A 9,413-nucleotide genomic window follows, 5' to 3' on the forward strand; every position below is an offset into this window, starting at 1 on the left:
AATGTGTACAGCTAATATACACTCATCAAGCCCCTATCACGTAGGTTGGGCGATCGTAGCGACTCCCAACGCTAAAGTGAGCGTAAGTACCTTTAAAGAGCTACTTTAATTTTAGTCTCACTATATAGCTTCATATTTGATTAAATCATACGCTGGTTACAGAGATGCTCGTTTCTTCTCACTTTGTTGCAATTTCATTCTTGGTTTAATAACTGTCCTGTGTAAAACTACCTGCGTTAATTTTGTAAATCAGGTGACATGAATGTCGAATATAAAAGCTTGGAAACTTATGAGCCTGTTTTGTTTGTTCGCAGTGCTTATGGGTTGTCAATCTAAAGAAGAGCAGTTGCAACAAACAATTCAAGAGTCTATTAAAAAAGCAGATGTTGAGCTATCACAGCTTGGTACCGCGCTTGATAATGGAACTATACGTAACGCTATACTTTTAAAAGAGTACGGCCAACTTCTTAAACAACAGCAACCAGAACTAAGTAAAGTTGTTGATGTAATTACCCTCGATGCCACCAGACAAGGTGCACTTTATAGTGGCTTAACACAGCGGCTTAAAGATATTAAAGGGACTTATTTAATTCCTCCTTACGAAGATACGCTACACAGCGTTGATTTACTGCGTGAAGCCGCAAAACCTACGCTGTTTTCAGATGCGTTGACCGATCCTATTAATATGCTTGCTGATATGTCAAAAGGTAGCCTTGCTCGTATTGGTGCAATTAGCCAGCAAGCTGAAGGAGAGGGTGTCGGTAACCAAATGGTGGGTAACCCTAATTATGGAAACTGGCAAACTAATAGTAACGGGATTAGCTTTTGGCAGTGGTACGGTATGTACCGTATTTTAGGTGATGTGTTCGATCGTGTTGAATACGGTAGCTGGAGTAAGCGCCGCAAGTATAGTTATTACAATGACTATGGCCGTGCTCGTTACTCAAGCCCTAAACAAATTAAAACACAAAGCGCGCTTGAAACACGTACACGCCAATCTTACCAACGCCAAGGTAAGCAGTTTACAAGTCCATATGCGAGCAAAAAAACAGGTGCAACAGGTTTAAGCCGTAGTAGTTATACGCCACCTAAAAGCCGCAGTAGTTACTCGCGTTCGAGCAGTTATAGCAATAGCTCAGGATCGGTGCGTAATAGCGGTAGTAGAACCTCTCGTGGCGTGAGCCGTGGTAAGTAAAGAATAAGTTGGAGTTAGAAATATGTACGAATTTAATGGAATAACTATGTGGTCGCTACAAGCACTTGCGATTGATTTTGCAATTATTGTGTTGCTCTTTGTAAGCTTAAAATACATTAAAGGTTGGGTATCAAATTTACATGCGAATGACGAAATAACAGAACGCGATAACTTTGCTTTTGGTATCAGCTTTGCCGCAGGTTTAGTTGCTCTTGCAATTGTATTAACAGGCGTGAGCAGTGGAGCTTTTGCAGCGTCGCTTCAGCAAGAAGCACTGCAAATGCTAGGTTATGGTGTGCTAGCTATTGTATTAATTAAGTTAGGCCACTTTTTTCAAGATAAAGTAGCGCTACGTAAAGTAAGCCTACACGATGAAATTGTTAAAGGTAATGTAACGGCCTCTATAATTGACTTTGGTCATGTAGTGAGTGTTGCAATTGTTATTCGCTCTGCACTTTTGTGGGTAGCAACAGAGGGCTGGCACGGTCTGCCAATTGTAGTGGCAGCATTTATTATTGGAAGCTTTGTATTATTACTAGTAAGCCAATATCGCGTGCAACTATTTAAGCGCACTAATAAAAGCGGCGACTGCTTACAACAAGCAATTATTGATGGAAACTTAGCGGTAGGTATTCGCTACGCTGGCTTTTTAATTGGTAGTGCATTGGCAATTACTGCAGCAACAGGTATTGCACCTTATGCAGCCGATAACATCAATGCAAGCTTGCTTTACTGGGCTGTTAGCGCAGTTGTTTGCTTAATTGCATTTATTATTTTGCACTTAGTGACAATAAAAATTATTTTATCTGGCTGTGATATTTCAGATGAAGTAAATCGCCAAAAAAATGTAGGCGTAGCGACTATTTCTGCAGCGGTATCGTTTGCTGTTGGTATTACTATGGCAACGTTATTAGGCGCATAATCAGTGTCATCAACTAACACTAGCCCAAGTAAAGCACGTTTACTTGGGCACGATATATTACTTATTACGGTTATGGCCATACTCGCAGGGTGTGGCCTTATTTATGAATACTTACTTTCGCACTACGCAGGGCGTGTACTTGGCTCTGTAGAAAGCGCGATTTATGCCATGATTGGCACAATGATAGTGGCTATGGGCCTAGGTGCGTTTTTAGCCCGCTGGTTTAAAGATGCATTTACTGCTTTTGCTTGGCTAGAAAGTATAATTGCATTAGTTGGCATGGGCTGCATTTTAGCTATTGCTGGCGTAATTGCCGTAAGTTATTCGCTCCCTCATTTATTTTCTAGTATTTTTAATTTACCTCCCGATGTTGTACTTAACGGCTATGTATTTCAAAAGTTACAAGAGTGGTCACGATTCCTTCCTTATGTATTTGGCTTAATACTGGGTTTATTTATTGGTATGGAAATACCGTTAATAGCGCGTATTCGCCAACATGTGTACGGGCGGTTTTTAGAAAACAACGCAGGAACAATTTACGGCGCCGATTATATTGGCGCAGGTATTGGCGCAGCTATTTGGGTAAGCATTATGCTCTCAATGCCTATAATGCAAGCTGCGGCGTGGACAGCGCTTTTTAATATAATCGCAGGGCTTGCCTTTTTATGGCGCTACCATGCACATGTGCGCTTTGCTAAGGCACTTTTAGTTTGTCATATCATATTGCTGGCATTATTTGGGTTTATTTTAGTGCTGGGTAGTAGTTGGATGAATAGCTTAAGTAACGTGCTATATAAAGATAAAGTTATTTACTCTCAAGCCACTAAATACCAGCATGTAGTATTAACCGAACGCTTAAGTAAAAATCAGCCAGAGCCTATTACGGATTTGTATTTAAATGGACGCTTACAGTTCTCAAGCATTGATGAGCAAATATATCATTCGATGCTGGTTTATCCGGCAATGCTTGCCTCTAATCGACACGACCGCGTATTAATAATTGGTGGTGGCGACGGGCTTGCCCTTAGAGATGTTTTAGCATGGCCTGTGAGCGAGGTAACGCTGATTGATTTAGATGCTCAGCTACTTAATTTATTTGGGCATAAAGACGGTGATTTTACGGCCCCAGAGCCTATTAATAAACGTCTATTAAAGTTAAATAATAAATCTATGCAAGACTCGCGTGCACATATAATTGTGGGTGATGCATTTTTAGAGGTTGAAAAATTACTCGATCAAAGTAAGCAATTTGACACTATTTTAATTGATTTACCCGATCCTAATCATCCCGATCTCAACAAAATGTACAGTGACTATTTTTATAACCATGTACGTCAACTATTGGCACCTGATGGTGCTATGGCAGTTCAATCAACCTCGCCTTATCATGCTAAAAAAGCGTTTTTAAGTATAGCTAAAACGGTTAAGGCTGCAGGGTTTAGTTATGTTGAACAATACCAGCAAAATATTCCTTCGTTTGGACAATGGGGCTGGACTATTGCCACTAAAATGGGTCAACCCGCAAGTAGACGAATTAAAAACATAAGCGAAATGCCTGTGCCATCTAGGTGGGTGAGTAAAGAATATTTACTGGCGAGTTTTGTGTTTCCCAATCAGTATTTTGAACAAGTTAAAAGTATTGAGATCAATAGGTTAGGCTCTGGCCAGTTATACGATTATTACCGTACAGCTTGGCAAATAGAAAGCGAATTGTATAAAAATTAATAAAACATGGTTGACATAATATGTCGGTCGTGCGAATCTTAACTCAGACATAATATGTCAAACGACAAAAAGGCAGAGACATGGAATTAAATGAACTTTCAATAAAATTAGCTTCTTTTGAAACTGAAGGCGCTAACTTTGAGTCTTTCTTGATTGCCAATCCAGGTGAGCAAGATGTTTTACAAGTCATTGTTGATGGAAACGATGAGCTTCCAATTTTTGTTACGCAAACTCAAGAGCAGTTGTTATGTATTAGCTACTTGTTTGGCGAAGACGAAGTAAAAAGTGAATTACGCAACGAGTTAAACGAAACACTACTACGTTTAAACGTGCCAATTCCACTGAGTGCATTTGCTAAAATCGATAACAAATACGCGATTTTTGGTGCACTGTCGGTAAATTCATCGCTAGATGACGTTACCCACGAACTAGTGACACTAGCTGACAACGCTATTGACGCACTAGAAGCCGTGACCTTGTATTTAAACGATTAGTAACTAGTTAGTGGAGTTAAGATTATGAGTATTTTAAAAAAATTATTTACAGCAGTACGTGGCGGCGCTCGTGAAGCAGGCGAAGCAATTGTAGATGCAAACGGTATCCGAATTTTTGAACAAGAAATTGCAGATGCACAAAATGCACTTCACCGTGCTAAAAAAAGCCTTACAGAAGTAATGGCTAAAGAAATGCAAACTAAGCGTAAAATTAGCGCTGTTGATGCATCAATTGCTGAGCACGAAGCGTATGCAGGCCAAGCACTTGAAAAAGGTAACGAAGCCTTAGCATTAGAAATTGCCGAAAAAATTGGTGACTTTGAAGCTGAAAAAGCTGAAAACGAGCAAGTATTAGCAGGTTTTAGCAACCACATTGTAGCACTTAAGCAACAAGTTAAAGACGCTGAAAAGTCGATTAAAGAAAACCAACGTCAGCTTACTATGGTTAAAACTACAGAAAGCGTACAGCAAGCTACTATGGCTGTTAACAGCACACTTAATACCAATAGCTCGTCTATGACATCGGCTCGTCAGTCTCTTGAGCGTATTAAGCAACGCCAACAAGATCGTAGCGACCAGCTAGGCGCTGCAAAAGAGCTTGAGTCAGAAGTTAATGGCGACGATTTAAAAGCAAAAATGGCTGAAGCCGGTATTGGCGATACAAGCCCAAAAAGTGCTGATATTTTAGCGCGTATTAAAGCCAAGCAAAACGGCTAATAGTTAGTACATTATTTACAAAAGGTAATTAAGCTTAGCTTAGTTACCTTTTTTGCTTAGGGATGCCTCATTATGTTTAATTTCTTCAAATCTAAAAAAGAGCCAGAACGTCAGCTTAATCACGCAAGCGAGCTTAAAAAAGGCGATATGTTTAGTGTTATCGACTCGTTTGCATATCCGTCGTGGTTAAAAGGTGAAACGTTACGTGTTATTGATATTCAAACATACCAATATCAGCACAGTAGTGACACTGAATTTGTGCTTGAGACTAACAGCGGACAGGTTGTATTTTTACAAATTGAGCAAGATGATGGTGAGCAGTTTGCCAACTTTTCAATAAAAATTCAGCGTGATGAAGTAGAGCAAATATTTGGATTAGACGACTTTGCGCGCATTTTTGATGAAGAGTCATTAACTAATATTCAGGTGCAAAACACACCCGAGCGTTTTATGCCGTTTTTGGCTAAAAGCTATCAACAAAGTGAGTCGCCATACGTATGCTACTTCCATAATAAAGACTTTCGTGGTCAGTCACTACCGCGCTATGAGCAAGAAGGTGGTGAGCCATGTGAAATGATTTGTTTAGCATCGCCTGACGAAGGGCATGGTTTAAATATCGAAATATGGGATGGTGGCGAAACAGAAGTTTCACTAACGCTTACACGCCCAATCACCGATATCGTCGACTTATTTCCTGGAGATGCGAAGTGAGTGATGCTAAAGATAAGTGGTTACGCCAAGAACAAGCCGTGCGTGCCACACAAATGGCATTTGATTTAAGTAGCGAAGTACAAAAGTCGATAAAAAAACAAGCCATCGATCAAGAGCTCACGCCATCAGACATGATCCGTAAAATTTTAGGTTTGGACGTAAAATCTAAAAAAACACGCCAGCGTTTATCGTTTAATTTAAATGACGACGAAATAGCACAACTTGCAACGCGGTTTGATGTACAAAGCGATGATAAGCGAGCCGTAAAGCAACAAGTAGCAGAGTTATTAATTGCTCATACTAAAAACACTAAGTAGTTAATTTAGATTTATATGAATATTATTTTAATTGCTTACTTAATTATTTTTGCTTTATTTGGCACCGCTGCAAGTTACTTTATGCGCTTTATTTATGCGTACTGGGTGCTTAAGCAAATGCCAATGAGATACATCGTTAAAGCGGGAGTGTGCGTGGTGATGGTGTTAATTATTTCAGCGTTAATACCTTTTATAGGTTAACGCTGAAATTGACGTTTGAGCTATTTAATATCAAACGACTGGCATTGCTTATTAATACATAACGATTGCACTTCAAGTACAGGAGAGCAATCGGTTAAGCCTTGCGCTTTATTTTGTATCTCTTCTTGTTTTGTTATTTGTTGAGCAAGCTGTTCCGCTTCTTCTTGAGAGGTGTTTAGCGTTGAATAAACCGCGTATTTACTCGGTCCACCGCATGCGCGGGCGCCAACTTCAAGGACTTTGCATTGAAAGCTCGCGGTGCAACTATTATTGCTCACCATGTTATTCAGATCGTAGTTTAAGTCAGACAAAGTTTTGCTTTGTTCATTACTTGACGTTGCCGTGCTGGCACAGCCACTTAGTAATAAAAAGCTGCTAGCAATGCTTATAATTGATAGTTTAACTGCCGATGGTAAACAACTCATAACGTTATCCTTAAAATGCACTTACCGCTGAGCCTTCAAGTTTAACACATTTATTTTCAACACACTGCGTGCTTGGTGTTGTTAAATGCTGACAAATACTCATCATTTCATTTTGAGCATTGTAGTGATTTTCTAGAGATGTGATTTTTTTACTTTGTGCTAAAACGTCAGTTTCATTAGCGGTTTTAGTTGAGTAAACAGCAAAGCTACTAGGGCCGCCACATGCACGACTGCCAACAGGAGTAAGCCTACACTGCTCACTGGTGTCGCATTGATTATCAGCAATAAGCGAATTTAGCTCGGTTTTAGCTGTTTTTATATCCTCAACCGATACTTTTTTTAACTCGGTATTTGAAAGTTTTTGAGCTGCTGATTTAGAGTGTTCTTTTTTATTTTCAACAAGCGTTGTTTGCGGTACTTCTTTTAATTTATTTTGAGTAGTTTGCTCTGCATCAGCTGATGTTGTTTCTAAGCAAGCAGTTAAACAAAGCGGTAAAAGTATGGCTAACAATGGGGTACGCATAATAAACCTTAATAGTGATGAAATATTCATCACTATCATACACGGTGCATTTTTTACGGCAATAAAAACTATATAATCAAGTAATTAAAGCCGTATTTAGATTTTTAAAAAAATTACAAGCCACCTTGTGTGAGCTTAGTAGGGTTTAATAGTTTTTCGAGCTCTTCGCGTGGTAAGTCAGTTTCTTGCTCGGCTACATCGATAATAGGTCGGGCTTCTTTATAGGCTTGCTTAGCTATTTTTGCGGCTTTTTCGTAACCGATCACCGGATTAAGTGCTGTAACTAAAATTGGGTTTTTAGCCAATGCTTTGTCTATATTGGGCTGGTTAACTTTAAAGCTCGCAATAGCTTTATCTGCAAGGGCTTGTGCGCTATTAGCAAGTAGCTCAATACTTTGCAAAATATTATGCGCAATAACAGGTAACATTACGTTTAGCTCGAAGTTACCTGCTTGGCCTGCAACGGTAATAGTTGCATCGTTTCCTATTACTTGAGCGCTTACCATGGCTGCCGCTTCAGGGATCACCGGATTTACTTTACCCGGCATAATAGACGAGCCAGGTTGTAGTGCTTCAAGCTCTATTTCGCCAAGACCAGCAAGTGGGCCTGAGTTCATCCAGCGTAAGTCGTTTGCTATTTTCATTTGTGATACCGCGAGTACTTTTAACTGCCCTGAGAGCGCTACAATGGCATCTTGCGAACCAATATTGTAAAAAAAGTTACTGCTTGGTTTAAAGCTTATACCCACATTTGCACTTAAGTTTTTAGCAAACTTTGATGCAAACTCGCCATCGGCATTAATACCGGTGCCAACAGCTGTACCACCTTGCGCAAGCTCACATACTCGCTCTAAGCTATGGCGAATGCCTGAGGCTGCGTTGTTTACTTGTGATTGCCATGCACTGAGTGTTTGCTCAAACGTAACGGGCATCGCATCCATTAAATGTGTACGGCCTGTTTTAACTATTGCGCCAACGTCTGCCTTTTTTTGCTCTAAGCTTTGCGATAGTTTTTCAAGTGATGGTAGTAATTCATAAACTACGTTAATGGCACTACTAAGGGCAATGGCTGTAGGGACTACATCGTTAGAGCTTTGCCCCATATTTACGTCATCATTAGGATGAATTGGCTCATTACCAATGCGAGTTGCAAGCGTTGCGATGACTTCATTGGCGTTCATGTTAGAGCTTGTACCTGAGCCGGTTTGGAAAATATCGACAGGGAAGTGCTCATAATGCTCGCCATCAATAATTTGTTGGCAAGCTTGCTCTATGGCCGTCGCTTTACCTTTACTTAAATGATTTAGCTCAAAATTACTCTGTGCAGCGGCTTGCTTAATGTAAGCAAGCGCCGTAATAAATTGCTTGGGCATTGTTAAGCCGCTAATAGTAAAGTTATTTACTGCGCGTTGGGTTTGCGCTTGATATAAAGCATCAGCGGGTACTTTTAACTCGCCCATGCTGTCTGATTCTGTTCTAAAGTTACTCATATTTTACTCCTTAAAAAGGGTTGAATTCGTGACTAAGAACGCGCGCTTCACGTTCAAGTAATAAAAACTTGGCTGTGTTGTTATGCGTTTTGTAATAACGTTTTAATGCCAGTAATGGTTTATATAACTGCTCAAGACACTGTTTGCGAATGGCATTGTGTATTAGAGGGTCGCACATTTTGTTGATAATTTCATAGAGTGTACGTTTTAAATAAAGCTCTTGAAGTAGAGGATTGCGTTGTTTTTCAAAACTTTTAGCTAAGCTTAGAGCGGTTTCGATGTAGTTTGCCACGAGCATAGGGGCATGAAGTCCCGGACGTAAGCAATGACATGTTAGTTCATGATGATAATTACGCAGAGCGTGATCTGAAGACATAAAAAAACCGACTTAAGCTAACGATAATAGTTATCATTACATTTAATCGGTTTCAGTGTAAACAGTTATTGTAAAAATTATTTACGGGTTTAAGTTTAGTATCAATTGTAGCCAAGAATGAATATTTGGTCTGTTTCATGTTTTTTTAGCGCCTGTTGATTTTGGTTACAGTGAGAAAGTAAATCGATTACAGTGGCTCTACTATCACAGGCGCTACTAGGCTTTTCTATGTTTTTTTCTGTTACTGAGACAACAGCGTCTACAGCAGTGTATGGGGGTAAATGCATAATATTAATCCTCTCTATGTAATAAAAGTT

The 9,413-nt window shown here is 39.7% G+C and carries 13 protein-coding genes; 8 read left to right on the forward strand and 5 right to left on the reverse strand.

All coding sequences use genetic code 11. From position 1 onward, the window contains the following. The first annotated feature begins 262 nt into the window (after positions 1-262). From J8L73_RS15615 to J8L73_RS15650, 8 genes are all read left to right on the forward strand, one after another. The gene (locus J8L73_RS15615) at positions 263-1,195 is read left to right on the forward strand and encodes a CHAD domain-containing protein (RefSeq protein ID WP_211001582.1); all 933 of its coding nucleotides are present in this window, start codon (positions 263-265) and stop codon (positions 1,193-1,195) included. Between the two features lie 22 nt (positions 1,196-1,217). After that, entirely contained in the window at positions 1,218-2,117 is a 900-nt protein-coding gene (locus tag J8L73_RS15620; protein ID WP_211001581.1) for a DUF350 domain-containing protein, read from the forward strand. A gap of 3 nt (positions 2,118-2,120) precedes the next feature. Further along, positions 2,121-3,842, forward strand: coding sequence for a polyamine aminopropyltransferase (locus tag J8L73_RS15625; RefSeq protein ID WP_211018443.1), 1,722 nt, complete (start codon positions 2,121-2,123; stop codon positions 3,840-3,842). Positions 3,843-3,922: 80 nt separating this feature from the next. Then, entirely contained in the window at positions 3,923-4,336 is a 414-nt protein-coding gene (locus tag J8L73_RS15630; protein WP_006793818.1) for a DUF2170 family protein, read from the forward strand. Positions 4,337-4,360: 24 nt separating this feature from the next. Next, on the forward strand, positions 4,361-5,053 hold the full coding sequence (locus tag J8L73_RS15635; protein WP_211001579.1) for a PspA/IM30 family protein: 693 nt from the start codon (positions 4,361-4,363) through the stop codon (positions 5,051-5,053). Positions 5,054-5,125: 72 nt separating this feature from the next. Continuing rightward, positions 5,126-5,764: a DUF4178 domain-containing protein gene (locus tag J8L73_RS15640; RefSeq protein ID WP_211001578.1), complete on the forward strand. Its 639-nt coding sequence runs from the start codon at positions 5,126-5,128 to the stop codon at positions 5,762-5,764. Next, positions 5,761-6,081 carry a hypothetical protein gene (locus tag J8L73_RS15645; RefSeq protein WP_058548821.1) on the forward strand — a complete coding sequence of 107 codons (321 nt, stop codon included), beginning with the start codon at positions 5,761-5,763 and terminating at the stop codon, positions 6,079-6,081. The genes J8L73_RS15640 and J8L73_RS15645 overlap by 4 nt, the downstream gene beginning before the upstream one ends. Before the next feature lie 15 nt (positions 6,082-6,096). After that, positions 6,097-6,282 (forward strand): hypothetical protein, encoded by a 186-nt coding sequence (locus tag J8L73_RS15650; RefSeq protein WP_211001577.1) that lies wholly within the window; start codon positions 6,097-6,099, stop codon positions 6,280-6,282. Between the two features lie 20 nt (positions 6,283-6,302). Here J8L73_RS15650 and J8L73_RS15655 read toward each other — a convergent pair whose 3' ends face one another. From J8L73_RS15655 to J8L73_RS15675, 5 genes are all read right to left on the reverse strand, one after another. Next, positions 6,303-6,707, reverse strand: coding sequence for a hypothetical protein (locus J8L73_RS15655; protein ID WP_138682478.1), 405 nt, complete (start codon positions 6,705-6,707; stop codon positions 6,303-6,305). Positions 6,708-6,717: 10 nt separating this feature from the next. Next, positions 6,718-7,230, reverse strand: coding sequence for a hypothetical protein (locus J8L73_RS15660; RefSeq protein WP_211001576.1), 513 nt, complete (start codon positions 7,228-7,230; stop codon positions 6,718-6,720). 113 nt (positions 7,231-7,343) lie between these two features. Next, positions 7,344-8,720: a class II fumarate hydratase gene (locus J8L73_RS15665; RefSeq protein WP_211001575.1), complete on the reverse strand. Its 1,377-nt coding sequence runs from the start codon at positions 8,718-8,720 to the stop codon at positions 7,344-7,346. A 10-nt stretch (positions 8,721-8,730) separates the two neighbouring features. Then, positions 8,731-9,096: a hypothetical protein gene (locus tag J8L73_RS15670; RefSeq protein ID WP_227006902.1), complete on the reverse strand. Its 366-nt coding sequence runs from the start codon at positions 9,094-9,096 to the stop codon at positions 8,731-8,733. A 101-nt stretch (positions 9,097-9,197) separates the two neighbouring features. Further along, positions 9,198-9,383 (reverse strand): hypothetical protein, encoded by a 186-nt coding sequence (locus J8L73_RS15675; RefSeq protein WP_058548816.1) that lies wholly within the window; start codon positions 9,381-9,383, stop codon positions 9,198-9,200. Positions 9,384-9,413 lie beyond the last annotated feature (30 nt).

The organism is Pseudoalteromonas sp. MMG006, assembly GCF_018101025.1.
GTDB lineage: Bacteria > Pseudomonadota > Gammaproteobacteria > Enterobacterales > Alteromonadaceae > Pseudoalteromonas.